The sequence below is a fragment of the Neoasaia chiangmaiensis genome, assembly GCF_002005465.1.
Lineage (GTDB): Bacteria > Pseudomonadota > Alphaproteobacteria > Acetobacterales > Acetobacteraceae > Neoasaia > Neoasaia chiangmaiensis.
Window position 1 is genome coordinate 2,737,684 of record NZ_CP014691.1, and the last position, 25,290, is coordinate 2,762,973.

Here is a 25,290-nt window from a genome sequence, read left to right on the forward strand (position 1 = left end):
TCGCCGCCGGCCGAGTGCGCGCCCATCGTGCCTCATCCCGGACGCGAAACAGCGGATCATCCTGGCGGATACAAGCTCCGACACCCATCCATCTCATTCTGAAAAAAGCCTTGATCGGCGCGTTTGGTATCGAACGCCAATCCGGCGCCTGGGAGAGAAGACCGCATGAGCGGCATGTCTATCGAAAATCACGCGATTATCGGCGATCTGCGCACGACGGCGCTGATCGCTCTCAATGGCACGATCGATTTTCTCTGTTGGCCGCGTTTCGACAGCCCGAGCATTTTCGCGTCGTTGCTCGAGCCGGAAGCTGGCGCATTCGAACTGGCGCCGGTGCTGGAAGGTGGCCGTTCGACGCAGTTCTATATCCCCGATACGAACGTGCTGTTGACCCGGCTGCTTTCGCACGAAGGCGTCAGCGAGATTTCGGACTTCATGACCCCGGCGCCGCAGGATCCGGAGCAGCGTCTGGTGCGGCGGGCGAAGGCAGTTCGCGGGAACGTGCGCTTCCGCATGCGTTGCGCGCCGCGTTTCGATTACGCCCGCGTCGGGCACGAAGCCTATATGCTGACGGATTATATCGTCCTTTTCCAGCAGGCCGGAACGGCGCATCCGGCACTGCGGCTTTGTTCGACCGTGCCACTGCGGATCGAGAATGGCGCGGCCGTGGCGGAATTCGAGCTGGCAGCGAACGATACGGCGACATTCATCCTCGATGGCGTGACGACCGTCCACAACATCGCCTTGGAGGACCACTGGTCGGCGGAGGCTTTCAAGGCGACGACGACATACTGGCGTGACTGGGTAGGGCGTTCGACCTATCACGGGCGTTGGTATGAACAGATCACGCGATCCACGCTGGCGCTCAAGCTGCTGACCTCGGCCGAACACGGCTCCATGGTGGCGGCGGCAACCTTCGGACTGCCCGAGGATCCTGGTGGGGTTCGGAACTGGGATTATCGCTACTGCTGGATCCGTGACGCGTCGTTCATGGTCTATGCCTTCATGAAGACGGGGCATAAGGAGGAGGCGACGGCCTTCATCCGCTGGCTGCATGAGCGACGCATGGAGGCTCAGCCGGGAGAGGCGCGGTTGCGCGTTCTCTATGGCATTGACGGGCGCAAGATCACGACCGAGACGGATCTCGAGCATTTCGCAGGGTACCGGGATTCACGGCCTGTGCGGATCGGCAATCTGGCGGAGGAACAACTCCAGCTCGACATCATCGGCGAGGTGATGGACGCGATCTATCATGCCGACGATTATTGCGAACGTCTGAGCACCGAAGCCTGGAAAGCCGTGACAGAGGGCATAGACTGGCTTTGCCTGAGCTGGAACCAGCCTGACGAGAGCATCTGGGAGGTGCGCGGCGGACGGCGGCATTTCCTCTATTCACGCCTGATGTGCTGGGTCGCGTTCGATCGGGCCATCCGCTTGGCGGAGCGGCGGGCATTGCCGGGTCGTATCGCCGTATGGGTGCGGGAGCGCGATGCGATCTATCGCGACATCCACGAGAACTTCTGGAATGCCGAGGGGCAGTATTTTGTCCAGTACAAGGGCGGCGACATGATCGATGCGTCCTGTCTGCTGATGCCACTGATGGGTTTCATCGGCGATCACGACCCGCGCTGGCAATCCACGCTGAAAGCTGTGGGGGACAGCCTGGTCGATGACAGTCACGTCTATCGTTATCACGTGGTGCTGGGCGACAACGAGGACGGACTGACCGGGCTGGAGGGCACCTTTACCATGTGTTCGTTCTGGTACGTCGAATGTCTCGCGCGTTCGGGCGATCTGTTGCAGGCGCGTTTCCTGTTCGAGAAAATGCTGTCCTATGCCAATCACGTCGGGCTGTTTTCTGAGGAGATCGGGCCGTCGGGCGAGCATCTGGGCAACTTCCCACAGGCCTTTACCCATCTGGCGCTCATCCGGGCCGGGCAATATCTCAATCGAGCGCTAACCCAGCATGAAAAAAGCAACTAATAATCATTCTCATTGAAATTAGGGCAAGAATAGTTCTGTTAACAAAGCATCACGAAACCGTGCGCTCGCATGCAGGTGATGCGCCATCCGAATTATTCGGTGCTATGCGGAGAACCAACGAATTGTCTTTTTGAGACAACAACTTGGTCTCCGCCGCGGCGGCGGCCCCATTAAATGGTGGTGTGCCTGGTGTCGCAATTCATCTCAGATCACGCGCTCGCTATTTATATCGTTTTTACGGCCGTTTTTCTTTGCATCGTCGTGGCGCTTTCCGCGGTACTCGGGCCGCGTCGCGTTGGCGCGGCGCGGGGGCGTTCGATGAGCCTGCCGTATGAATCCGGCATTCTTCAGACCGGTTCGGCGCGCGTACGGCTGCCTGTGCAGTATTATCTGGTCGCGATGTTCTTCGTCATTTTCGATGTCGAGAGCGTGTTTCTCTATGCCTGGGGCAGCGTCGCGGTGAAAGCCGGCTGGGCCGCCTATATTTCGGTTCTCACCTTCATCGTCTTCCTGTGCATCGCGCTGGCCTATCTGTGGCGGTCCGGCGCGTTGGAGTGGGGACCCAAGCACCGCAAGATGCCACCCCGGAAATCCTTCGACGTGTCTGAGCATGAGGTATAAATCATGAACTGGTCCTTAACCTCACCGCTTGGCGAGCCCACGAAACATCGCCCGGAAGATCTGTTGCAGCACGAGGACGTGCGCAAGAATCTGGTGGTCGGCAAGCTTCAGGATTTCATTTCCTGGGGGCAGAAGAATTCTCTCTGGCCGTTCAATTTCGGTCTGTCCTGTTGCTATGTCGAAATGGCGACGGCCTTCACGAGCCGTTACGACATTGCCCGTTTCGGTTCAGAGGTCCTGCGCGCGACGCCGCGTGAGGCGGACCTGATCGTCATTGCCGGAACGGTCTTCCGCAAGATGGCGCCGATCGTGAAGTATCTTTATGACCAGATGCTCGAGCCACGCTGGGTTATCTCCATGGGCTCCTGCGCCAATTCCGGCGGCATGTATGACATCTACAGCGTCGTCCAGGGCGTGGACTCGTTCCTGCCGGTCGATGTCTACGTGCCCGGTTGTCCGCCGCGACCGGATGCCCTGCTGGAGGGGTTGATGCTGTTGCAAAACTCCATCGGCCAGCAGCGCCGCCCGCTCAGCTGGATGGTCGGCGATCAGGGCGTGACGAAGGTGACGCCCCCGAGCATGCGGGATCTCAAGCGGGAAGAGCGCATGAAGGTGCGCGATCTCCGCACGCCCGATACCATCTGAGGCACGGCATATCATGAGTGAAATTCTCGAGCGGAGCCGAGCAGGCAGCATGGGTGCGGCAGTGGCGCAACTGCCGCCGCACATGGTTCTCGTGACGGAGGAAACGCGTGACGGTGTGCCGACCTATTGGGTCGGGCGAGGGCAGATCCGTGCTGTTCTGAAGGAAATCAAACGGGGCGGCGCGCTGAGGATGCTGTTCGACCTGACTGCGGTTGACGAGCGACAGCGCGAGCAACGCCAGAAGGGTCTGCCGGCTTCGGATTTCACGGTCGTCTACCACATCACCTCTTTCGACGGGCCGTTGGACGATCTACGCCTGAAAGTGCCGCTGGCCGCCGACGATGCGACGTTGTCGACCATCACGGATATCTGGCCGAATGCCAACTGGCTGGAACGTGAGGCATGGGATCTGATGGGCGTGGTGTTCGAGGGACACCCGCATCTGACCCGCATCATGACGCCGCCGACATGGGTGGGTCATCCCCTGCGCAAGGACCATTATGCCCGCGCGACCGAACGGCCCCCCTATACGCTCAGCGAGGACGAGGTTTTCCACGAGCAGGAGGCGCTACGTTTCGACCCCGAAGCCTGGGGAATGAAGAAGCATTCCGACAACAGCGACTTCATGTTCCTCAATGTGGGACCGAACCATCCATCGGTTCATGGCGTGTTTCGCGTCATGTTGCAGCTCGAGGGCGAGCATATCGTCGATGCGGTGCCGGATATCGGCTATCATCATCGTGGCGCGGAGAAGATGGCCGAGCGCCAGACATGGCACGGTTATATCCCCTACACGGATCGCATCGATTATGTCGGTGGCGTGATGAACAACTTCCCCTATGTGATGGGGGTCGAAAAGCTGGCGGGCATCACGGTTCCGCCGCGCGCGCAGATGATCCGCATCATGCTGGCGGAGTTCTTCCGCCTGTCCAGCCATCTCGTATTCTACGGAACGATGGTGCAGGATCTGGGGCAGCTTTCGCCGGTATTCTACATCTTCACCGATCGTGAGCGCGTTTTCGAGATCATCGAGAAAATCTGCGGCTTCCGCATGCATCCGGCTTTCTTCCGGATCGGCGGCGTGGCGATGGACCTGCCGAAGGGCTGGGAAAACGAGGTGCGCGCATTTATCGATTATCTGCCGGCGCGCCTGAACGAATACGACAAGCTCGTCATGAAGAATCCGATCTTCAAGGCGCGCACGAAGGGCATCGGCGTTTATTCGACCGAGGAAGCGATCGACTGGGGCGTGACGGGACCCGGACTGCGCGCAACGGGACTGGAATGGGATTATCGCAAGAAGGCCCCTTATTCCGGCTACGATCAGATCGAGTTCGATATTCCGACGGCGGTCAACGGCGATTGCTACGATCGCGCGGCGGTGCATATCGAGGAGATGCGCCAGAGCCTGCGCATTATCCGCTATTGCCTCGATAACATGCCGGAGGGTGCCTACAAGGCGGAGCATCCGCTGGCGATGCCGCCGCCGAAGCCCCGCACGATGCACGACATCGAAACGCTGATCCATCATTTCGTGGGCGTCAGCTGGGGACCGGTTATTCCGGCGGGCGAGGTGCGTTCCTGCATCGAAGCGACGAAGGGGCTCAACTCCTATTATCTGACCTCCGATGGCGGGACGATGTCGTATCGCACGCGCATTCGCACGCCATCCTTCATTCATTTGCAACAGCTTCCGATGTTGTCGCGCGGCACGATGATTGCCGACCTGATCGCGATTATTGGAAGCATCGACTTCGTGATGGCCGATGTTGACCGCTGAGAGAACGGCGTCCGGCGCCGAAATGCCGGACCGGATCGCTGATGATCTGGTTCATACCATTACCGAAATGGGTCATCATGATGTGCTGCCGCGCGGCGCCTGTATCGAGGCGCTCCGCATGGTGCAGGAACGCTATGGCTGGATCTGTGACCGCCACCTGAAACAGGTCGCGGATATTCTCGGCATGTCGCTGGCCGATATCGACGGCGTGGCGACCTATTTCAATCTCCTGTTCCGCAAGCCGGTCGGCAAGAACGTCATCATGCTTTGCGACAGCGTTTCCTGCTGGGTGATGGGCGTCGATGGCGTGCGCGAGAAGCTTTGCAGGAAGCTGGGCGTCAGCATGGGCCAGACGACGCAGGACGGCGAATTCACGCTGTTGCCGATCGTATGCCTGGGGCATTGCGATCACGCGCCTGCGATGATGATCGGCAAGGACCTATACGGTCCCGTCCGGCCAGAGGATATCGACGCGATCATCGATGAGAGGCGGGGTGCCGCATCATGAGTTACACAGCAAAAGACCCAGAGAAGCGTCCATTACTGGCGCTGGTCGATCAGGCCGATCCGCCGGATGTCGCGACCTATGAGCGTGGCGGCGGCTTCCGCGGTCTGCGTCGCGTGCTCAGCGGGCTCAGCCCGGCCGAGGTGATTGACGAGGTAACCAAGTCCAAGCTGCGTGGCCGTGGCGGCGCGGGATTCAGCACCGGCATGAAATGGAGTTTCGTGCCGAAGGAATCCCAGAAGGAGCGGAAGAAATACATCGTCGCCAACGGTGACGAAATGGAACCGGGCACCTTTAAGGACCGGCTTCTGGTCGAGGGTAATCCGCTGCAACTGGTCGAGGGGATGATAATCTCCGCTTATGCGATCCAGGCATCGCACGGCGTGATCTTCCTGCGTGGCGAATATCATCTGGGTCTGGAGCGGTTGAAGATCGCCGTCGAGCAGGCCAAGGCGGCGGGGTTCCTCGGCGAGAATATCCTCGGCTCCGGTTTCGACTTCGAATTGATCGTCCATCCGTCCGGTGGCCGCTATATCTGCGGTGAGGAGACGGCGTTGCTGACCGCGCTGGAGGGCCGCCGTGCCAATCCGCGCACCAAGCCGCCCTTCCCGCAGGTCAGCGGGTTGTGGGGTGCGCCGACCGTCGTCAACAATATCGAGACGTTCTCGAATATTCCGCACATCATGGCCAACGGGATCGACTGGTATCTGGGCCTGAGCGCCTGCGGTGACGGTGGCACGAAACTTTACGGGGTTAGCGGTCGTGCCAAACGGCCGGGCGTTTACGAACTGCCGCTCGGCACGCGGATGGGCATTTTGCTGGAAGAATGTGCCGGTGGGATGCAGGACGGATACAGGCTGCGTGCGTTCCTGCCGGGTGGTGCATCGACCGCCTTTCTGGGGGCGGAACATGCCGATATCGTTCTGGATTATCCGACGCCGGAAAAGGCGGGAAGCCGCCTTGGCACCGGTCTGGCCATCCTGCTGGATGACCGCGCCAGCCCGATCGGCATGATCCGTAATCTGGAGCATTTTTTCGCGCAGGAATCCTGCGGCTGGTGTACGCCGTGTCGCGACGGGTTGCCATGGGTCGAGAAGCTGCTGATCGACATCGAGGAAGGTCGGGGCGGACCGGACGACATCCTTCGGCTACAGGACGCCTGCCGTTTGATCGGGCCGATGGGCCGCACGTTCTGCGCGCATGCGCCGGGGGCGATTGCGCCGCTGGAGAGCGGGTTGCGGCTGTTCAGGGAAGATTTCGAAAGAGCCGTTCAGGGCGGTGGCGCCGTTGTGCCATCCGCTCAGGAACGTGCGGCGTAGGAGTATCGGCATGGCAACGATCTATATCGACGGCCGGGCCGTGGAGGCGCGGGCCAATGAAAACCTGCTTCAGGCCTGCCTCGAAGCCGGAACGGATTTGCCCTATTTCTGCTGGCATCCGGAACTGGGTTCCGTCGGCGCATGTCGCCAGTGTGCGGTCAAACAGTTCGCGAACCCGGACGACAAGCGCGGCCGTATTGTAATGGCCTGCATGACGCCCGTGACCGAGGGCGCCATCATTTCGGTGGACGATCCGGAGGCCAAGGAATTCCGTGGGGAAGTGGTCGAATGGTTGATGACCAACCATCCGCACGATTGTCCGGTCTGCGAGGAAGGCGGTGAGTGCCATCTCCAGGACATGACGGTGATGACCGGGCATCGGGAACGCCGTTTCAAGTTCGACAAGCGCACGCACAAGAATCAGGACCTCGGGCCTTTCGTGAAGCACGAAATGAACCGGTGCATCGCGTGTTATCGCTGCGTCCGGTACTACCGTGATTATGCGGGCGGCGAGGATCTTGGCGTCTTCGCGCAGCACAACAACGTCTATTTCGGGCGCCATGCCAGCGGCACGCTGGAAAGCACGTTTGCGGGCAATCTGATCGAGGTGTGCCCGACAGGGGTCTTCACCGACAAACCGTTCTCCGCGATGTATTCCCGTAAATGGGACATGCGTGGCGCGCCGTCGGTCTGCACCCATTGTTCGAGCGGTTGCAACACGATCATCAACGAGCGCGCAGGCAAGGTTCGCCGGACGATCAACCGCTATAACGAGGACGTCAATCGCTACTTCCTGTGCGATCGCGGTCGTTACGGCAACGGCTTCGTCAATGCCCCCACGCGCCTGCGCGCGGCCGGCTATGTGATCGATGGACAGATGACCCCCGTGCCACCGGCGCAGGCGCTTTCGCGTTTAGCGGAAATGGCGGCGAATGGGCCGATCGTGGGTATCGGCTCGGGCCGTGCGTCGGTTGAGTCGAATTACGCCCTGCGCGCCCTGGTCGGCGCATCGGGATTCTCGACCGGGTGGGCGGAACCGATGCATGGCGTCGTCACGCTGGCGTCCGATCTGTTGCGCACAACGCCGGCACGGGTCGCGACGTTGCAGGAATCGGAGCATGCCGATGCCGTGCTGGTTCTGGGTGAGGACGTCTCCGCCACTGCACCGCGTCTGAGTCTCGCCTTGCGCCAGACACGGCGCGAGGCGTGCAACAAGCTGGCGGATGCCGCGCGCATTCCGCATTGGCTGGACGCTCCCGTGCGGACGTTGGGCTCGGAAATGCTGGCGCCAATCTATATTGCCACGCCGGCGCCAACGGATCTGGATGGCGTGGCGACCGTGTCGTTACGTGCGATGCCCGACGACATCGCGCGGCTTGGCTTCGCGATTGCCAATCGTATCGATGCCAGTGCGCCTTCGGTGGACGGTCTAACGGAAGAGGAGAGCGCTCGGGTTGCCGCCATCGCGGACGCGCTGATCGCCGCCGAACGCCCGCTCGTCGTTTCCGGTACGCAGTACGCGTCCGAGGCATTGTTGCAGGCCGCGGCCAATATCGCTGCGGCGCTTTCGGCCAGATCGCGCAATGCGAGCCTGTCGCTTGTCCTGCCGGAGGCCAACAGCCTCGGGCTGGCGATGATCGGTGGCATTTCGCTGGATGACGTGCGCGCTCAGGCGCTGTCAGGCCGGATCGGCACGCTGATTGTTATGGAAGCGGATCTGACGCGCCAGATGGACGCCGGCCCGCTGAACGAGATGCTGGGTGCCGTTCGGCATCTGGTCGTGATCGATCACTCGGTCACGCCGACGGCGGAGCGTGGGGAACTGGTTCTGCCGTCCACGGCATTCTCCGAATGCGGCGGTACGCTGGTCAGCATGGAAGGACGTGCGCAACGCTTCCTGCAGGTGGTCTATCCCGAGGCACCCTTGCAGGTCGGCTGGCGTTGGGTCCGCGATCTGGCCCGCGCCGTGGGTGCCGAGGACGTCGTCAACTGGATCACGCTGGATCAGGCGATTGCGGCGACCGCCGCCGAAGTGCCGGCATTGTCGCGGATTGGCGAGGCGGCCCCGGGCGCGGGCTACAAGCTCGAAGGCACGCCGCTGCGCAGTCAGACCGATCGCGTGAGCGGACGGACGGCAATCCGGGCCAATATCAGCGTGCGTGACCTCCCGCCACCGCAATCGCCGGATACGCCGTTGCATTCGGATATGGAGGGTTCCTACAGCACCGAAATGCCGGGATCGCTGGTGCCGTTCTATCGCGTGCCGGGCTGGAACTCGGAGCAGTCGCTCAACAAGTTCCAGCAGGAGATCGGTGGCAAGATGCGTGGCGGAGATTCCGGCGTGCGTCTGCTCGACGATGCGACGGATGTGCGCGTCTCGTACGGCGGAACGGCTCCCGATCGCTTTGCCGCGCGGACGGATGTGGTGCTGCTGCTACCCGAATATCGCGCTTTCGGAACGGAAGAGACGAGCATGCTCTCCGACCCGATCAAGGAGCGTGCGGCGGCTCCATCGATCCGTATCGGCGGCGATGTGGCGGTCGGGAGCACGGTTTCGGTCCAGATTGGCGATGAGACCTACGAGGTGGCGGCGCAACATGATCCGTCGCTTCCCGCCGGCGTGGCGCTCTGCCCGCCGCATATGGTGGCGCGCGCCTTCACGGCACCGCGTTGGGTGGCGATGCGAACGATCAGCGCGGAGGCGGTGGCTTAAGTCATGTGGTCGCTCCTCATTATTCTCGTCACTGTCTTCGGTGTCCTGGGCGTCGCCGCGATTTCGACGATGCTCGAACGTCGTTTGCTCGGTTTCTTTCAGGACCGTCCCGGCCCGAACCGTGTCGGTCCCTTTGGCCTGCTGCAGGTGATGGCTGACGCGGTAAAGATGCTTTTCAAGCAGGACTGGATTCCGCCTTTCGCCGACAAGCCTGTTTTTCTGCTGGCGCCGGTGATCGGCTTTCTCGCCGTTCTGCTCTCTTTCGCCGTCGTGCCCGTTACGACGACGTGGAGCGTTGCAGGAACATTGAATGTCGGCCTGCTGTTCGTGTTCGGCATGATGGGGCTGGCCGTTTATTCGGTCGTGCTGGCCGGTTGGGCGTCGAACAACAAATTCGCGCTTCTCGGCGGCATGCGTGCTGCCGCGCAGATGCTCAGTTATGAAGTGTTCATGGGGCTATCGCTCATGGGCGTCGTCATGACGGCCAGGTCCTTTTCGATGAACGACATCGTCGAGGCGCAGAGCAAGGTGTGGTTTATCGTTCCGCAGATTCTGGGCGCTGTGGTGTTCCTTCTCGCCGGCATCGCGGAGACGCATCGCCTGCCGTTCGATCTGCCGGAAGGTGAAAACGAGCTGGGCGCGGGTTTCCACACCGAATATTCCGGCATGAAATTCGGCATGTTCTTTCTGGCGGAATATGCCGGCGTGGCGCTGATCTCGTGCCTGATTACCACGCTTTATCTCGGTGGGTGGCGCGGACCGCTACTGCCTCCGGCAGCGTGGTTCATCCTCAAGGCCGGTTTTCTCATCTGCTTCTTCATTCTGCTGCGTGCGGCCCTTCCGCGTCCGAGATATGACCAGCTCATGTCGCTCGGCTGGAAGGTCCTGCTGCCGCTTTCCCTGCTCAATACCGTGGTCACCGGCGCAATCCTTTTGTTGCGCGCTTCGGCCTGAGGTGGAGTTCTCGCCATGATCGGCATCATACGCACCATCTGGCTGACCTTCCTGCACCTGTTCCACAAGAACGAGACGGTGCAGTATCCGGATGTCAAACCCTATCTTTCACCGCGCTATCGCGGGCGCATCGTGCTGACGCGCGATCCGTCCGGCGAGGAGCGCTGCGTCGCCTGCAATCTCTGCGCGGCGGCGTGTCCGGTGGATTGCATCAGCCTGCAGAAAGGCGAGCGCGACGGGCGCTGGTATCCGGAATTCTTCCAGATCAATTTTTCCCGCTGCATCTTCTGCGGCTTCTGCGAGGAAGCCTGCCCGACCTATGCCATTCAGCTCACGCCCGATTTCGAGATGAGCGAATATGTCCGGCAGAACCTCGTTTATGAAAAGGAGGATCTGCTCATCAGCGGACCCGGCAAGGTGCCTGACTACAGCTTCTACAATGTGTCGGGCCTGGCCATTCCGGGCAAGGGCAAGGGCGAGGCCGAACGTGAGGCGCCGCCGGTCGACACCCATTCGTTGATGCCGTGATCATGAGTATTTCCCTCGAAATCTACGGGCTTGTCGCCATCTGCGCTACCGCGATGGTCATCACCCGACCGATAGCGGTGCATGCGCTGCTTTACCTTGTCACGGCGCTGCTGGCGCTGGCCTGCGTATTCGACGTGCTTGGCGCGCCGTTCGCCGCGGTGCTGGAAGTCATCATCTATGCCGGCGCGATCATCGTCCTGTTCGTTTTCGTCGTCATGATGGTCAATCTCGGGCAGCCGGATGAGCTGCGCGAGAAGGGATGGCTGTCGGCCGGGACATGGACCGGCCCATCCATCCTGGCGCTCCTGCTGCTGAGCACGATGATCTACGCATTGTGGCATGGCACCGCTCCGGCGAACGGTCCGGCGAACGGTCCGGCGATGGGGCCGATCGGGCCTCAGGAAGTCGGGTTGTCGCTCTACGGACCGTATATTCTTACGGTCGAGCTTTCGTCCTTCCTCCTTCTGGCGGGCCTGGTCAGCGCGTATCATATCGGACGTCGGATCGGGGAGAAGAACTGATGAATCCTGCCGATCCCAGCGGTGCGCTCATCATCGCCATCATTCTTTTCGCGCTCGGTATGACGGGTGTGATGGTGCGCCGGAACCTGTTGTTCATGCTGATGTCCGTCGAGATCATGCTGAACGCTGCCGCGCTGGCTTTCGTCGCCGCCGGCGATCGTTGGCATGCGGCGGACGGTCAGGTGATGTTCATCATGATCGTCTCCTTCGCCGCCGCCGAAGCCGCCGTCGGGCTTGCGATCATCCTTCGCATGCATGCCGCCGGTCGTTCCACGCTTGATGCCGATACCGGCAATCGTTTGAAGGGGTAAGGGTCGTGGCCGCTTTGCTTCCGCTTGTTATCCTTTTCCCTCTCGCGGTTTCGATCATTCTCCTCCTGTCGCGCGGCAACATGCCCGCGAAGGCGACGAGCGGTCTGGTCGGCATCGGCATGGGGCTGTGCGCCGCCCTTGCCGTTGCCGAGGCGATATCCTTCCTCAGCGGACCGTATTCGACCGGTTCGATCCACGTGGTGTTGTGGAACTGGATCCAGGCCGGAGGTTTCACGTCCCAGATCGCGCTGACGCTGGATCGGCTATCGCTGGTGATGATGCTGGTCGTGAGCTGCATCGGCTTCCTGATCCTGATCTATGCCTGCGCCTATATGATCGACGATCCGGATATCGCCCGGTTCTTCGCCTACATGACGCTGTTCGTCGCTTCCATGCTGCTGCTGGTCCTGTCTTCCGACATGCTGGCCATCTATGTCGGCTGGGAAGGGGTGGGGCTTTGCTCCTACCTGCTGGTCGGCTTCTGGTATCATGAGATTCCCAACGCCCGCGCCGCGCGCAAGGCGTTTGTTGTCACGCGTATCGGCGATGCGATGTTTCTCGTCGGACTACTGATCCTGGCGACGGGTGTCGGCAGTCTCGATATCGGCACCGTTCTCTCGGCCGTCCCGCACGCGCCGCCGATCGCCATTACGCTGGCGGCGTTCCTCCTGCTCGGCGGGGCCGTCGCGAAATCCGCTCAGGTGCCGTTGCAGACCTGGCTGCCGGACGCCATGGCAGGCCCGACGCCGGTTTCCGCGCTGATCCATGCGGCAACGATGGTCACGGCGGGTGTCTATCTGATCGCACGGCTGCATCCGCTGTTTCTGGCGGCACCTTCGGCAATGCTGACCTGCGCCATCATCGGCTTTGTCACCATCCTTCTCGCCGCCGGCAGCGCCATGGTGCAGACGGATATCAAGCGCATTCTCGCCTATTCGACCATGAGCCAGCTTGGATACATGTATCTCGGTCTGGGTTGCGGTGCGTGGGATGCGGCGATCTTCCATCTTGTCACGCATGCGTTCTTCAAGGCGCTGCTGTTCATGGCGGCCGGTTCGATCATTCTCCGGACGCATCACGAGCAGGACATCTACAAGATGGGTGGCTTGCGCAAGGAAATGCCCGGGGTGTTCTACGCATTCCTGGCCGGTTCCGTCGCCCTGGCAGGTCTGCCGCTGATTTCCGCCGGATATTTCTCGAAAGAGATGATCCTGCAGAACGCCTACGATCTCAGCCCCGTCTTCTGGGCAGGCGCATTGCTGGGCGCGTTCCTGACGTCGATCTACATCTTCCGCTGCGTGTTCATCGTGTTCTGGGGCACGCCGCGCACCCATGCACATGGGCATTCCGGACCCGTGCAGATGGTGCCGCTGGCGATCCTCAGCGTTCTGGCGATCGGTGGTGGCTGGATGGAAATGCCGAGCGCGATCGCGCCGGTGCATGTCTTCTCCAACCTGCTCGCGCCGGTGCTCGGCGTATTGCCGGAAGAACATGGCGGCGCGGTCCTGCTGCTGATCGGCTCGATCGTCCCGCTGATCGGCGTGTCCATCGCCTGGGCGATCTGGAAGCCGCGTGACGTGGCGCCTGTGCCCGATAACCGGCCCATGATCCAGACGCTTCGGGCCGACTGGGGCTTCGACCGGCTTTACGATGTTCTCTTCGTTCGTCCCTTCCTGGCGCTTGGCCGCCAGAACAAGGGCGATTTCATCGACCTGTTCTACGATCTCCTCGCCATGACGACGCAAGCCGGCGGTCGCGGCCTCGGCCATATGCAAACCGGCCAGGTCCGTCGTTACGTCGGATGGATCGCGGCCGGAACGGTCCTTGCTCTTTGTCTGGCGGTATGACGATGTTCGCACTCCCCGCCCTTGTGGCACTTCCCTTCCTCGGCGGTCTGGCGGCCTGGCTCGTCGGCATCCGCGGGCCGTCGCGTATGCCGTGGATCGCCAGTCTGGCGACCGTCGTCCTGCAAATCCTGCTGCTTCTCGACCTGACGCTCGGCACGGCCGGCATGCCGGGGTGGCGGGCACATTTCGCGGCGCCCTGGGTGCCGCTGCTGGGTATCGACTTCCGGCTGGACATGGATGGGTTGAGCCTTGTCCTTCTATGGCTGAACGTTCTGATTTCCCTGCCTTGCGTGCTGCTGTCGTCACGTAACGTGCGGGAGCGGGCCGGGCTGTTCCATTTCCTGATCCTGGCGACGGTCGCTGGCATCAACGGCGTGTTCGTCGCGACCGATCTTTTCCTGTTCTTCTTCTTCTGGGAACTGATGCTGCTGCCGATGTTCGGCGTCATCCTGATCTGGGGACACGAAGGTCGCGCCCGTGCGGCGCTGAAGTTCTTCCTGTTCACGCAAGGCAGCGGCCTGCTGATGCTGCTGGCGATCCTGGCGCTGGTCATCGTGCATGCGCAGCATACCGGCGTGCTGACGTTCAACTATTTCGCCCTGGCTCAAACGGGGGCGATGTCGCCTCTGGCGCCGTTCATCATGGCGGGCTTCTTCATCGCCTTCGCCGTCAAGCTGCCGATGGTGCCGTTCCACGCATGGCTGCCGGACACCTATGCCGAATCACCGACTGCCGGCAGCATTCTGCTTTCCGGCGTGCTGGCCAAGACGGGTGGCTATGGCATGATCCGTTACGTGGTGATGCTGTTTCCCGGTGCGAGCGCGCATCTTGCACCGCTGGCCATGTCGCTCGGCGTGGTCGGCATTCTGTATTGCGCCTGGCTTGCGGTTTCGCAGGACGATATCAAGCGGCTGATCGCCTATTCCTCGGTCAGTCACCTTGGTTACATTCTTTTGGGCGTTTTCTCCGGCACGCGGATCGGCATGGAGGGGGCGGTCATCCAGATGGTGGCGCATGGCCTGAGCACAGGCGCCCTGTTCGTGATCGCGGGTTTCGTGGAGGACCGGACCGGCACGCGCGACATGTCGCGCCTTGGCGGCCTCTGGCCCGCGATGCCGCAATTCTCGGCAATGGCGATGTTCTTTGCCGCTGCGACGCTCGGCCTGCCGGGTCTGGGCAATTTCGTTGGCGAGTTCCTGGTGCTGATGGGTACATGGCAGGCCAGCCATGTGATGACATATTTCGCCGCAGCGGGCGCGGTCCTGTCGTCCATCTATTCGCTTACGATGATGATGCGCGTTTTCTACGGTCCGCCGAAGGCGCCGGATGCGCGCCCGCTCGGGTTGCCGTCTTTTTCGCATCTGACGGTGCTGGGTGCCGCTGCCGTGCTGCTGCTGGCACTGGGCGTCTATCCCCAGCCGGTGTTGAACCTTTCCACACCCGCCAGCCTGCATATGGTTGATCTTGCCGAGGAGACGGCACGCTAATGATGTCCTACTCCTTTCTTCCCAATGCCGTGCTGATCCTGTGTCTCGGCAGTCTGGTCCAGATGGCGGCCATCGCGGCGAAGCGCCATGTCGGCCGCGATGCGCTTATCGGTTTTCTGGTTCTCGTTGCATCGCTGATCGGCATTTTCATGCCGACGGTGCTAATCATGACCGGCGCCATGCCGCTTTTCGCGCCCGATCCATGGGCATCCTATAACGCGGCGCTGATCGTGCTGTCCGCCATGGCCATTCATATCATGTCCTGGCGTAACCCGGTGGTGGAGGATGAGGCCGTCGGCAGCGAGTATTATCTGCTGCTGACACTCACAACGCTTGGTTCCGTCATCATGACGGCGGCGATTCATGACATCACCTTCTTCATTGGGCTGGAGACGCTTAGCCTGTCGCTGCTGGGGCTGATCGCCTTCCGCAATCGCCGGATCGATGCGGGTGAGGCGGCGATGAAATACATCGTGCTGTCCGGCGTTTCGTCGGCGACGCTGGTCTTCGGGTTTGCGCTGAACTATGCGGAAACGGGGTCGCTGCGCTTCCTGTCGCCGTCGATCGCGAATGCGCCGGAGCCGATCCTTGCTTCCATGGGCGTGATTCTGGTCCTGACCGGCATGTTCTTCAAGCTTTCCGCCGTGCCGTTCCATCTCTGGCTCGCGGATGTTCTGGAGGGCACGTCCATTCCCGTTGCGGCTCTGGTGGCGGTGATCTCTAAGGTCGCGCTGTTCTCGGCGATGGTGCGGTATTTTTCCTCGGTCAATCTGTATGTGCCGAGCGCGCAGGTGGACGAGATCCTCGTCGTGGCGATCCTGAGCATGATCGGTGGCAACCTGCTGGCGCTGTCGCAGACGAACCTCAAGCGACTGCTGGCCGGTTCCTCCATCGCGCATATCGGATATCTGCTGGTGGCGTTCCTCTCGCCGGGCCCATTCGGATTGGCCAGCGCGGCGTTCTATCTGGCAGCCTATTCGGCGGCGACGCTGGGCATGTTCGCGATCATGGCAGGCGTGATGCCGCAGGGTGCGGATATCGACGACTGGTATGGGCTTTTCCGGCGCAAACCGGCCGCCGCGCTGGCGATGTCGGTGATGCTGATTTCGCTGGCCGGTATTCCGCCTGCTGTGGGTTTCTTCGCGAAATTCTATATCGCGGCCGCCGGTATCTCCGCGCATCGTATCCTGCTGTTGCTGGTGCTCGTGTTGAGCAGCACGATCGGGCTTTATTATTACCTGCGCCTGATCCGCATCATGATGCTGCCTGCGCCGACGGAAGCATCGCTGCCGGAAGTCGAGGCGCCCTGGGGTGGCAATACCGCATTGATTACAGTGCTTGCCGTTGCGACGATCCTGTTCGGAATATTCCCCAGCGGTCTGGTGGGCGTCGGGCGTAACCTGCTTGCCCCGCCGCCGCCGGCCAACGCGGTGGCGGACAATACCGCTGGCGTCGGTCCGTAAACGCCGAAAATCCGGCGGGTTCGCAACGAAGCCCGTTCGGTTGCGCTAAGGCTTTCTGATTGTCACGCCCGATGCTCCGTCATCGGGCGTTTTCATTCTGGAGCCGACGTGGACGCGCTTTTCGATATCAGGCAGATCTATCTGGAAGAGGCCGTCCGCGATTATGCGCGCGGGCAGGAAATTCTGGCGCGCCATCCGAATGCGCAATTGATCCCGGTCGACAACCATTGGCGCATTCCGCAATTCTTCGGCAACGAGGGCGCGGCTGAAGAATGGCTGCGGATCAAGCGTGAGACGCTGATCCTCGGGGTCAGGAAGACCCTGACGATGCGACCGAATGGACGAAGTGCCGATTTTATTGCGCCGTCGAGTTCGAATGGCTGCGGCATGGCCTGCGCCTATTGCTATGTCCCGCGCCGCAAGGGGTATGCGAACCCGGTAACGGTCCTCGTCAATATCGACGACATCACGCGGGCCATCATCCGTCACGCCGGGAAACTTGGGTGGAAGACCGCGCCGAACCAGATCGATCCGGCGGCGTGGGTCTATGATCTGGGCGAAAACGGTGATCTGTCGGCGGATGCCCTGCTGTCGGATAACGTGCGCGACCTGATCGGCATATTTCGCGATTTGCCGAATGCGAAAGGGTCCTTTGCGACCAAACGCGTCAATCGCGCGTTGCTTGATTACGATCCGCGCGGGCGGACACGCGTGCGTGTTTCCCTGATGCCGCCGGAAATGGCGCGACGCCTCGACATCCGCACCGACCCTATCGACGTCCGCATCGCGTTCATCGACGAACTCGTGCGGGCCGGTTACGAGGTGCACGTGAATTTCAGCCCGGTGGTGGTTCATGAAAACTGGCAGGCGGAGTGGCGATCCCTGCTGCACCAACTCAATGACGGCATCGGCGCGGCGGCGAAAGCGCAGCTAAAGGCCGAAATCATCATGTTGACGCATAATGCAGCCCTGCATGAGGTCAATATGCGCTGGCATCCACGTGGTGAAGACTGGTTGTGGCGTCCCGATCTTCAGGAAAACAAGAAGTCGGAAGGCGGGATGATTAACCTGCGTTATCGGCACCGTTGGAAAGGGCGCTGGCTGGGGCAACTCAGGGACTGGATGGCGGAGATCATCCCGTATTGCGCGATACGCTACGCTTTTTGATGTTATCCGAGGGCAAAAGATAACAACATTACGTGACGTTCATAAAATAGGGTGGCCAATCGCGCAAAAGGGGAGATTAGTGCCACCACGCCGAAACCCGGGTGTTTGGAATCGGGTCAGAGAGTGAAAAAAAATGGATCGTAGGTCGTTCCTGATGGCAGCAGGTGGTACAGGTATGATGGTGTTCATGCCGCATTCCCTGCGGGCCGCGCCGAAAAAGCCAACGGTGGGGCTGGTGATGAAATCGCTGGCCAATGAGTTTTTCAAGGACATGCAGGAGGGGGCGGTCAAGCACGCGCAGGAGCGCGGCGACCTGACGCTTATCCCTGTCGGCATCCAGTCCGAAACCGATATCGACGGGCAGATCGCCGCGGTGGAGAACCTGATTACCCGTCGCGTGGACGCGCTGGTGGTGGCGCCCGCCGATAGTCGCGCGCTGTTGCCGCCGGTGATCCGTGCGCTGAAGGCGGGGATCAAGGTCATCAATATCGATGTGGCCTTCGACAAGGCGTCGATGCGGCGGCACAACGTGGATATCGCCTTCGTCGGGCCGGACAACCGCGCAGGCGCGAAAATGTCTGGCGACGTGCTGGCGAAGTCCCTTGGCAAGGGCGGCAAGGTCGTTGTCATCGAAGGCAATCCCGGTGCCGAGAACGGTATCCAGCGGCGGCTTGGTTTCATGGACTCGATCCAGGAGGCGGGGCTCACCCTGCTCGATAGCCGGACGGCGCATTGGGAGACCGAGGAGGCCAACACCGTTTTCACCAACATGCTCACAGCGCATGCGGATATCCAGGGCGTGATGTCGGCCAACGACGCGATGACTTTGGGCGTGTCCAAGGCGATCGATGCGGCCGGTCGCAAGGACATCAAGATTGCCAGTTTCGATAATATCCCTGCCATCCAGCCTTTGCTGAAAAATGGCAAGGTCATCGCGACGGTCGACCAGTTCGGCAGTCAACTGGCGGCGGCCGGCATCGACAATGCCATGAAGGAAATTCAGGGGCAGATGCTCACCGGCTGGATCAAGACGCCGCTGAAGCTCATCACGGCGCAGAACATGGGTTGATGGCCCTGTCGGGTGAAGACCATGCCTATCAATCATGAGACGAACCTGCCGATCGTGCAGGTTCGCGATATCACCAAACGATTTCCCGGCGTGCTGGCGCTGGATGGTGTCGATCTCGATTTCTGGCCGGGTGAAATGCACGCCCTGGCCGGCGAGAACGGTGCCGGGAAATCCACCATCATCCGCGTTCTTGCCGGCATCCATATGCCGGACGAAGGGCATATGACGCTGAACGGCGCGCCATATGTGCCGCGCACGCCGCATGACGCCATCGCGGCCGGTGTGCGGGTCGTGCATCAGGAATTCAACCTGCTGCCCGCGCTGAGCATCGCCGAGAATATCCTCTTCGAGAACCTGCCCCGGCATGCGCTCGGTTTCGTGGATCGCAAGCGCATGCGCGAGCGTGCAGCGTCTTTGATGGCGCGGGTCGGGCTGTCGCATCGTTCGCCCGACACGGCGGTCGAACGGCTGGGTATTGCCGAATTGCAGCTTGTGGAAATCGCCAGGGCGCTGTCGAGCGACGGACGCCTGTTGATCCTCGACGAGCCGACGGCGACGCTGACCCCGCGCGAAGCCGATGTCCTGTTCGAGCAGATCGACAAGCTGAAGGCGACCGGGCTCGCCATTGTTTTCGTGTCGCATCATCTGGACGAGATATTCGCCCATTGCGAGCGGGTAACGGTCATGCGCAATGGCCGCCATGTCAGCAGCCAAAGGACATCGGAGACGGATGCCGCGAGCCTCGTGCGGCAGATGATCGGCCGGGAGCTGGCGGCCTACACGCCTGGCGAACGCGCGGCACCGGGCGCGGAAGCGCTGCGTGTCGCGGGGTTGCGCACCGCAGTGACGCCCGTGGGGCAGGGCGTCGACCTGACGTTGCGGTATGGCGAGGTTCTCGGGTTGGGCGGCCTCGTCGGCGCTGGGCGCACCGAAGTGCTGCGGGCGATTTTCGGTGCCGATCCGGCACTGGGCGGCGAGATTTTCATCGATGGCAAGCCCGTTTCCATCCGCTCGCCGCGCGATGCCGTCAGGCATGGCGTTTGTCTCGCGACGGAAAACCGCAAGGAGGAAGGGCTCGTCCTGCCGATGGCGGCGCGGGTGAACGTAACGCTGGCACGTCTGGAGCGGGTCCAGCGGGCAGGTTTCCTGCGGTTCGAGGCCGAGCGTGCGACCTGCGCGGACATGACGCGGCGGCTCGGCATCCGGTTGAGCGGGCCGGAGCAGCCGGTTATCGAACTTTCCGGCGGCAATCAGCAGAAGGTCGTGCTGGCCAAGTGGCTGTCGGGCGGCAATGTGAAGATTCTGATGCTGGATGAGCCGACGCGCGGCATCGATGTCGGCGCCAAGGCGGAGATTTATGCGCTGCTGGAGGAACTGGCGGCGCAGGGATGCGCGATTCTGGTCGTGTCTTCGGAGATTCCCGAACTCATGCGCCTGTGCGACCGCATTACCGTGTTGTCGCGCGGGGTGGTGAGCGGGACGCTTGAACGCACGCAATTCGATGAAGAGCGCATCCTGTCGCTGGCCTATCAACAATTCTCTCATCGGATGGATGCCGTGGCATGACCGATATTCCTGTTTTCTCCGCGCCCATCCTGCCTGCGCCGAAGCATCGGCGCCCGATGGGCGGGGCTGCGCTCAATGTTCTGCGCGAGGCCGGGATCGGCGTGGCGCTGGTGTTGATGATCGCATTTTTCGCAGCGATGGCGCCCGATTTCCTCTCCGTGCAAAATCTGTCGAATATCCTGACCCAGGTGACGATCAACATGATGCTGGCGACGGGCATGACCTTCGCCATCCTCATCGGCGGGATTGATTTGTCCGTCGGCGCCGTGATGGCCCTTTGCGCCGTCGTGGCCGGCACGGTGCTGACCATGCCGTCCCTTTCCAACGCTGCCGCGATCGGCCTGGCCATTGCGGCGGCACTTGGCACGGGCGTTGTCTGCGGGGCGATCAACGGCTTCATCTCGGCGTTCTGGGGTGTGCCGTCGTTCATCGTCACGCTGGGCATGCTCAACATCGCGCGTGGCGGAGCGCTGGAAGTGACGAATGCGCGGACGATCTATGATTTTCCGGACGCATTCAACGCATTCGGCACGGCAACCATCGCGCATGTGCCGGTGATGTTCCTGATGGCGCTGGGCCTGCTGGTGCTTGGCTGGGTGGTGCTGACGCGCACGGTCTTCGGGCGGATGATCTATGCGATCGGCAATAACGAGGAAGCCGTGCGGCTGTCGGGGCATCGGCCGTTCGTGATCAAGGTCGCGGCGTTCACCGTGACCGGGCTTCTGGTGGGCGTGGCGGCGGTGACATACATGGCGCGGCTGACGATCGCCAACCCGATCCTTGGTAACGGTTTCGAGCTCAATGCCATCGCGGCGGTAATTATCGGCGGGACCAGCCTTTCGGGTGGGCGCGGGTCGCTGGTGGGGACCATGCTGGGCGCGATCATCATCGGCGTTCTGGCGAATGGATTGATCCTGTTGGGGGTGACCGATTTCATCCGCCAGATCGTCACGGGTGTGGTGATTATCGCGGCTGTGGTGCTGGATGCCTATCGCATGCGCCTGATGCGGCGTGCGGGGCGGGTGTGATCTGACGTACCGAAGGGGCGATCGCCGTCGATCTTTCTGGCGTGCCAAACGGCGCGGGACGCGATAGGGTCACGCCGGAATTTTCAAAACGAGGACGACGAAACACCGCCATGGATGCCGAACAGACCGCCACGTTGCCGACTTTCACCATCGAGCCCACCACGACGCCGACGGATGCCGCGCGCCGGGCGGAGATTCTGGCCAATCCGGTTTTCGGTCGCGCCTTCACCGATCATATGGCGGTCATTCGCTATACGGAGGGTGAAGGCTGGCACGATGCGAAGGTGACGGCACGCCAGCCGCTGACCCTCGACCCGGCCTCATCGGTCCTGCACTACGGGCAGGAGATCTTCGAGGGCATGAAGGCCTATCGCATTGCCGGCGGTGGTGTGGCCACCTTCCGGCCCGAAGCGAATGCGCGTCGTTTTCGCGAATCCGCCGCGCGCATGGCGATGGCGGATCTGCCGGAAGCGTTGTTTGTGGAAGCTGTCGATCAACTGGTGAAGATCGATAGTGAGTGGGTGCCGTCCGGCGATGGCCAGAGCCTCTATCTGCGGCCCTTCATGATCGCCAACGAGGTGTTTCTGGGCGTGAAGCCTGCTTCGGAATACCTGTTCATGGTGATCGCCTGTCCGGTCGGGGCGTATTTTGGCAAGGGGTGCGTTTCGGTCTGGGTATCCGAGGACTATACGCGCGCGGCGCCTGGCGGGACGGGTGCGGCGAAATGCGGTGGCAATTATGCCGGCAGCCTCGTCGCGCAGGCGGAATCCAAGAAGCACGGTTGCGATCAGGTCCTGTTCCTCGACAGCCGGGAACAGCGTTTCGTGGAGGAAATGGGCGGCATGAACGTCATGTTCGTCCGGGACGACAACACGCTCGTCACGCCGCCGCTGACCGGCACGATCCTGCCGGGCATCACGCGGGATTCGATCATTCGTCTGGCTATCCAGAAGGGTATGAAGGTCGAGGAAGCTGCCGTGGACATCGACGAGTTGTTCCAAGGCGCTGCGTCGGGCCGTTACAAGGAGGCGTTCGCCTGTGGCACGGCAGCCGTGCTGAGCCCGATCGGCACGCTCCGGCGTGCGGGTGGGGTGGCCACGTTCGGCGATGGTGAAACACCCGGCGCGGTTTCGGTCGCGCTGAAAAAGGCGCTGACCGATATCCAGACCGGCCGGTCCAACGACCAGCAGAACTGGGTGCATCACATTCTCTGACGCGGGTCAGTCCGGTGTGTTCGGTGGGTATCCCGCATCGAGCACATTGGGAAGCATGGCGATAGGGCAGGGGCGGCCCAGATGATATCCCTGCTGCCAGACGATACCATGGTCGGCGAGCCAGCGACTTTGGGCCTCGTTTTCGACTTTCTCGATCGTGAGTGAGAGATCCAGATCGTGTGCCAGACGCGCGATCGCGGAGACGATGGCTTTCGCCTTGCCGCGATCAAGCAGACTCTGCACGAAGCTTCCGTCGATCTTCAGGCCGTCCACGTCGAACTGGTTGAGATAGATCAGCGATGAAAACCCGACGCCGAAATCGTCAAGGAAAAGACGCACGCCCAGATCGCGAAGACGGCGTAGCTGGTCCTGCGTATCCGCGCTGACGCGCAGACAGATGTTCTCGGTAATTTCCACGATCAGCCGGTTCCCGGGAAAGCCCGTGTCGGCCAGTATTTCCGCAATTTTTTCCGGCAGGTCTCCGGCGTCGAACTGGCTGGGCGAGACGTTGACCGACAGGTCGATGGCGTAGGGAAGACCGATGACCTCGCGGCATGCACGGCGCAGGACATAAAGACCCAGTGCATCGGTGTACCCGGTCGACTCTGCCGCGGCGATGATGTCACCGCCGCCGAGGGTCCCATGGACGGGATGCGGCCATCGCACGAGTGCTTCCACGAAGGCGGCCTTGCCGCTGCGGACGTCGAAGATCGCCTGATAGACAACCAGCAGTGCGTCGTTGGCTATGGACTGCTCGAGTTCCCAGCCCATGCGGATATGCTGGCGGCTCTCGGCCTCCATATCCGGGTGGAAAAGACACGGCAGGCGGCCCATTTCCTTTTGCGCATAGGCCAGGGCAAGGTCGGCCCGTCGCAAAAGATCCCCGGAAACTCCGGCCTGAGCGGGGAAGGTTGCAATGCCGATATCCGTCAGTGTCGTGAGGCGGATGCCCAGCAGTTTGCTTGGCGCTTCGATGATCCTTTTGGCGTGTGCAATACGTATGAGGAGTTGCGACGTGTCTTCGCTGGAGGAGAGCGGCACGATCACGCCGAAGCGTCCGCTCCCGAGGCGACCGGTATCGCAACCGGTGAAAGCGCCTTGCATCCGCTCGACGAGTTCGCCGATCAGGATGTCTCCGGTGGCGTGGCCGAGTTCGGTATTGATGGCCTGTAGCCGTCGGAAATGAATGAGCACCAGGGCGATGCCCGGTTCTGCCTGCGCACGTGCGGCTTCACAGCGTTGGGTGAGACGGCTGACGAATTCCGCATGCAATGGGAGACCGGTCAGCCTGTCGCGCAGTGCGCTCTGCTCGATCTGGCCGGGCGTGAGGACACGGTCGGTCACATCGGCGATCGTCCCGCGATAGCCACGATATCGGCCTTCCGCATCGAATGCCGGCATGGCGGAGATGTTCAGCCAACGTGGCACACCGTCGATTTCGATGGAGTGCAGATGGTCCACGATCGGACGCCGCTGCCCCAGCATGGCGCCAATGCCGGTCCGCCATGGTCTCCATTCCGAAGGCGGAACGAGAGCCTGACGCATGGTTTTTTTCGCCAAGGTCGCGCGATCCTGCCCCAGCAGGACGCAGAGCGCATCCGATATTCTGGCGAGCCTCCCGTCCGCGGTGCTTTGCCAACCGATCCGGTCGTGCAACGACACGGTCGGTTGCGCGCCGTTTGCATGACGTCCCATGCGATTGGCGATGCGTCGAAGAAAAGCGACGAGTTTCTTTTCTGGACGGCGCTCAGACAAAGGAAAATGCCGGAATACTGTTATTCACAGGCAAGAAGGGGGTCGTGCAGATGCTGAATGCTCCAATATATTCGGATCGCTGCGCTTTCCTGCAGCGTGCAAACAGCTCGGATTTCAGCGCTGGAGTGTATCGATGACGCAGGCCTGCGCAGCTCTGACGGCTACTTTCCATTGATCTACCCCTCGAGCGAATGATTTTAATCGAGCATCAATGAATGCAGTGAATTTCGCAAGTCATCAATCGCTATCGGAGACGTTACAATATAGCCGCTATCTTCAAAGTATCGCACCTGCCAGGTCAATCAGATTGTTTGCGTCAGGAAAACTGCCTGCAGAAAACATTATAGAGAAGGTTACGTGGTGGAAACGACGAAATGGCGCCGTTTCCATACCCATGCGTCGCTTGTGCCTCTTCGTGCCGGGCGGGATCAATCGTCGTCGATGCCGCTTCGGGAAGGGGCGTCGGCGCCAGGCCGGACCTGCCGTGTCATGGCAGCGACTTCCTCGTCGCTACCCGGGGCCTCGTGGCGTCGGCTGCGCGGTGCTTCGCTGAGAACGGCCTCGGCGGCGAGCGGGTCCGTGCGTTCGGCGTCGTCCATCAGTTTGTCGGCCTTTTCATAATCGCCGGCGGCCTCGGCGCGCAATGCGGCCTCCGCCAGGGCGCGCGCGGCGTGATGCTTGTTGTCCTCGCCATCGAAAGGCTGTGCGTTTTGCGTATCGGACATGATGGTCGGCTCCTTGTTCAATAGGGAATCAAACAGCGGGACGATCGTCTGGTTGCCTTATCGGGACGTTCGTTTTGCTGGACCTGAGT

The 25,290-nt window shown here is 61.5% G+C and carries 21 protein-coding genes; 19 read left to right on the forward strand and 2 right to left on the reverse strand.

From position 1 onward, the window contains the following. Positions 1-165 precede the first annotated feature (165 nt). The 19 genes from A0U93_RS12990 (at position 166) to A0U93_RS13080 (ending at position 22,721) form a co-directional block, all read left to right on the forward strand. Entirely contained in the window at positions 166-1,983 is a 1,818-nt protein-coding gene (locus A0U93_RS12990) for a glycoside hydrolase family 15 protein (RefSeq protein WP_077807702.1), read from the forward strand. A gap of 174 nt (positions 1,984-2,157) precedes the next feature. After that, positions 2,158-2,604 carry an NADH-quinone oxidoreductase subunit A gene (locus A0U93_RS12995; RefSeq protein WP_077807703.1) on the forward strand — a complete coding sequence of 149 codons (447 nt, stop codon included), beginning with the start codon at positions 2,158-2,160 and terminating at the stop codon, positions 2,602-2,604. A gap of 3 nt (positions 2,605-2,607) precedes the next feature. Then, on the forward strand, positions 2,608-3,249 hold the full coding sequence (locus A0U93_RS13000) for an NADH-quinone oxidoreductase subunit B (RefSeq protein ID WP_077807704.1): 642 nt from the start codon (positions 2,608-2,610) through the stop codon (positions 3,247-3,249). A gap of 13 nt (positions 3,250-3,262) precedes the next feature. Continuing rightward, positions 3,263-5,029, forward strand: coding sequence for an NADH-quinone oxidoreductase subunit C/D (gene nuoC / locus A0U93_RS13005; protein ID WP_077807705.1), 1,767 nt, complete (start codon positions 3,263-3,265; stop codon positions 5,027-5,029). Further along, positions 5,016-5,537 (forward strand): NADH-quinone oxidoreductase subunit NuoE, encoded by a 522-nt coding sequence (nuoE, locus tag A0U93_RS13010; protein ID WP_077807706.1) that lies wholly within the window; start codon positions 5,016-5,018, stop codon positions 5,535-5,537. The genes nuoC and nuoE overlap by 14 nt, the downstream gene beginning before the upstream one ends. Then, positions 5,534-6,853, forward strand: a complete 1,320-nt coding sequence (locus A0U93_RS13015) for a complex I 51 kDa subunit family protein (protein WP_077807707.1) — start codon at positions 5,534-5,536, stop codon at positions 6,851-6,853. Before nuoE ends, A0U93_RS13015 begins: the two co-directional genes overlap by 4 nt. A 10-nt stretch (positions 6,854-6,863) precedes the next feature. Beyond that, positions 6,864-9,566 (forward strand): NADH-quinone oxidoreductase subunit NuoG, encoded by a 2,703-nt coding sequence (gene nuoG / locus A0U93_RS13020; protein WP_077807708.1) that lies wholly within the window; start codon positions 6,864-6,866, stop codon positions 9,564-9,566. A 3-nt stretch (positions 9,567-9,569) separates the two neighbouring features. Next, positions 9,570-10,520, forward strand: a complete 951-nt coding sequence (nuoH, locus tag A0U93_RS13025) for an NADH-quinone oxidoreductase subunit NuoH (protein WP_077807709.1) — start codon at positions 9,570-9,572, stop codon at positions 10,518-10,520. A 15-nt stretch (positions 10,521-10,535) separates the two neighbouring features. Then, complete coding sequence (nuoI, locus tag A0U93_RS13030; protein WP_077807710.1) at positions 10,536-11,048, forward strand: NADH-quinone oxidoreductase subunit NuoI; 513 nt, start codon at positions 10,536-10,538, stop codon at positions 11,046-11,048. Positions 11,049-11,050: 2 nt separating this feature from the next. Continuing rightward, positions 11,051-11,569 (forward strand): NADH-quinone oxidoreductase subunit J, encoded by a 519-nt coding sequence (nuoJ, locus tag A0U93_RS13035; RefSeq protein ID WP_077807711.1) that lies wholly within the window; start codon positions 11,051-11,053, stop codon positions 11,567-11,569. After that, positions 11,569-11,880 carry an NADH-quinone oxidoreductase subunit NuoK gene (gene nuoK / locus A0U93_RS13040; protein ID WP_077807712.1) on the forward strand — a complete coding sequence of 104 codons (312 nt, stop codon included), beginning with the start codon at positions 11,569-11,571 and terminating at the stop codon, positions 11,878-11,880. Before nuoJ ends, nuoK begins: the two co-directional genes overlap by 1 nt. A 5-nt stretch (positions 11,881-11,885) precedes the next feature. Next, entirely contained in the window at positions 11,886-13,727 is a 1,842-nt protein-coding gene (nuoL, locus tag A0U93_RS13045; protein ID WP_077807713.1) for an NADH-quinone oxidoreductase subunit L, read from the forward strand. A gap of 2 nt (positions 13,728-13,729) precedes the next feature. Next, on the forward strand, positions 13,730-15,214 hold the full coding sequence (locus A0U93_RS13050; RefSeq protein WP_077808532.1) for a complex I subunit 4 family protein: 1,485 nt from the start codon (positions 13,730-13,732) through the stop codon (positions 15,212-15,214). Continuing rightward, positions 15,214-16,677, forward strand: a complete 1,464-nt coding sequence (locus tag A0U93_RS13055; RefSeq protein WP_077807714.1) for an NADH-quinone oxidoreductase subunit N — start codon at positions 15,214-15,216, stop codon at positions 16,675-16,677. The genes A0U93_RS13050 and A0U93_RS13055 overlap by 1 nt, the downstream gene beginning before the upstream one ends. Before the next feature lie 108 nt (positions 16,678-16,785). After that, positions 16,786-17,844 (forward strand): spore photoproduct lyase family protein, encoded by a 1,059-nt coding sequence (locus tag A0U93_RS13060; RefSeq protein WP_077807715.1) that lies wholly within the window; start codon positions 16,786-16,788, stop codon positions 17,842-17,844. Between the two features lie 133 nt (positions 17,845-17,977). Then, complete coding sequence (locus tag A0U93_RS13065; RefSeq protein WP_077807716.1) at positions 17,978-18,913, forward strand: sugar ABC transporter substrate-binding protein; 936 nt, start codon at positions 17,978-17,980, stop codon at positions 18,911-18,913. 21 nt (positions 18,914-18,934) lie between these two features. Next, entirely contained in the window at positions 18,935-20,479 is a 1,545-nt protein-coding gene (locus tag A0U93_RS13070; protein WP_077807717.1) for a sugar ABC transporter ATP-binding protein, read from the forward strand. Further along, positions 20,476-21,507 carry an ABC transporter permease gene (locus A0U93_RS13075; RefSeq protein WP_211274014.1) on the forward strand — a complete coding sequence of 344 codons (1,032 nt, stop codon included), beginning with the start codon at positions 20,476-20,478 and terminating at the stop codon, positions 21,505-21,507. The genes A0U93_RS13070 and A0U93_RS13075 overlap by 4 nt, the downstream gene beginning before the upstream one ends. Before the next feature lie 110 nt (positions 21,508-21,617). After that, a complete protein-coding gene (locus A0U93_RS13080) occupies positions 21,618-22,721 on the forward strand; it encodes a branched-chain amino acid aminotransferase (protein WP_077807718.1) in 1,104 nt (367 codons plus the stop codon). A 6-nt stretch (positions 22,722-22,727) separates the two neighbouring features. Here A0U93_RS13080 and A0U93_RS13085 read toward each other — a convergent pair whose 3' ends face one another. Together A0U93_RS13085 and A0U93_RS13090 are read right to left on the reverse strand one after the other, a co-directional pair. Beyond that, entirely contained in the window at positions 22,728-24,416 is a 1,689-nt protein-coding gene (locus tag A0U93_RS13085) for a putative bifunctional diguanylate cyclase/phosphodiesterase (RefSeq protein WP_077807719.1), read from the reverse strand. 488 nt (positions 24,417-24,904) lie between these two features. Then, the gene (locus A0U93_RS13090) at positions 24,905-25,201 is read right to left on the reverse strand and encodes a hypothetical protein (RefSeq protein WP_077808534.1); all 297 of its coding nucleotides are present in this window, start codon (positions 25,199-25,201) and stop codon (positions 24,905-24,907) included. Positions 25,202-25,290: the final 89 nt, after the last annotated feature.

Coding starts and splice junctions, on each gene's coding strand:
- A0U93_RS12995 (WP_077807703.1), top strand. CDS start 2,158: ATGGTGGTGTGCCTGGTGTCGCAATTCATCTCAGATCACGCGCTCGCT.
- nuoK (WP_077807712.1), top strand. CDS start 11,569: ATGAATCCTGCCGATCCCAGCGGTGCGCTCATCATCGCCATCATTCTT.
- A0U93_RS13070 (WP_077807717.1), top strand. CDS start 18,935: ATGCCTATCAATCATGAGACGAACCTGCCGATCGTGCAGGTTCGCGAT.
- A0U93_RS13065 (WP_077807716.1), top strand. CDS start 17,978: ATGGATCGTAGGTCGTTCCTGATGGCAGCAGGTGGTACAGGTATGATG.
- A0U93_RS13015 (WP_077807707.1), top strand. CDS start 5,534: ATGAGTTACACAGCAAAAGACCCAGAGAAGCGTCCATTACTGGCGCTG.
- nuoJ (WP_077807711.1), top strand. CDS start 11,051: ATGAGTATTTCCCTCGAAATCTACGGGCTTGTCGCCATCTGCGCTACC.
- nuoE (WP_077807706.1), top strand. CDS start 5,016: ATGTTGACCGCTGAGAGAACGGCGTCCGGCGCCGAAATGCCGGACCGG.
- nuoH (WP_077807709.1), top strand. CDS start 9,570: ATGTGGTCGCTCCTCATTATTCTCGTCACTGTCTTCGGTGTCCTGGGC.
- A0U93_RS12990 (WP_077807702.1), top strand. CDS start 166: ATGAGCGGCATGTCTATCGAAAATCACGCGATTATCGGCGATCTGCGC.
- A0U93_RS13050 (WP_077808532.1), top strand. CDS start 13,730: ATGTTCGCACTCCCCGCCCTTGTGGCACTTCCCTTCCTCGGCGGTCTG.
- nuoG (WP_077807708.1), top strand. CDS start 6,864: ATGGCAACGATCTATATCGACGGCCGGGCCGTGGAGGCGCGGGCCAAT.
- A0U93_RS13090 (WP_077808534.1), bottom strand. CDS start 25,201: ATGTCCGATACGCAAAACGCACAGCCTTTCGATGGCGAGGACAACAAG.
- nuoI (WP_077807710.1), top strand. CDS start 10,536: ATGATCGGCATCATACGCACCATCTGGCTGACCTTCCTGCACCTGTTC.
- A0U93_RS13085 (WP_077807719.1), bottom strand. CDS start 24,416: ATGGGACGTCATGCAAACGGCGCGCAACCGACCGTGTCGTTGCACGAC.
- A0U93_RS13080 (WP_077807718.1), top strand. CDS start 21,618: ATGGATGCCGAACAGACCGCCACGTTGCCGACTTTCACCATCGAGCCC.
- A0U93_RS13075 (WP_211274014.1), top strand. CDS start 20,476: ATGACCGATATTCCTGTTTTCTCCGCGCCCATCCTGCCTGCGCCGAAG.
- A0U93_RS13055 (WP_077807714.1), top strand. CDS start 15,214: ATGATGTCCTACTCCTTTCTTCCCAATGCCGTGCTGATCCTGTGTCTC.
- A0U93_RS13000 (WP_077807704.1), top strand. CDS start 2,608: ATGAACTGGTCCTTAACCTCACCGCTTGGCGAGCCCACGAAACATCGC.
- nuoC (WP_077807705.1), top strand. CDS start 3,263: ATGAGTGAAATTCTCGAGCGGAGCCGAGCAGGCAGCATGGGTGCGGCA.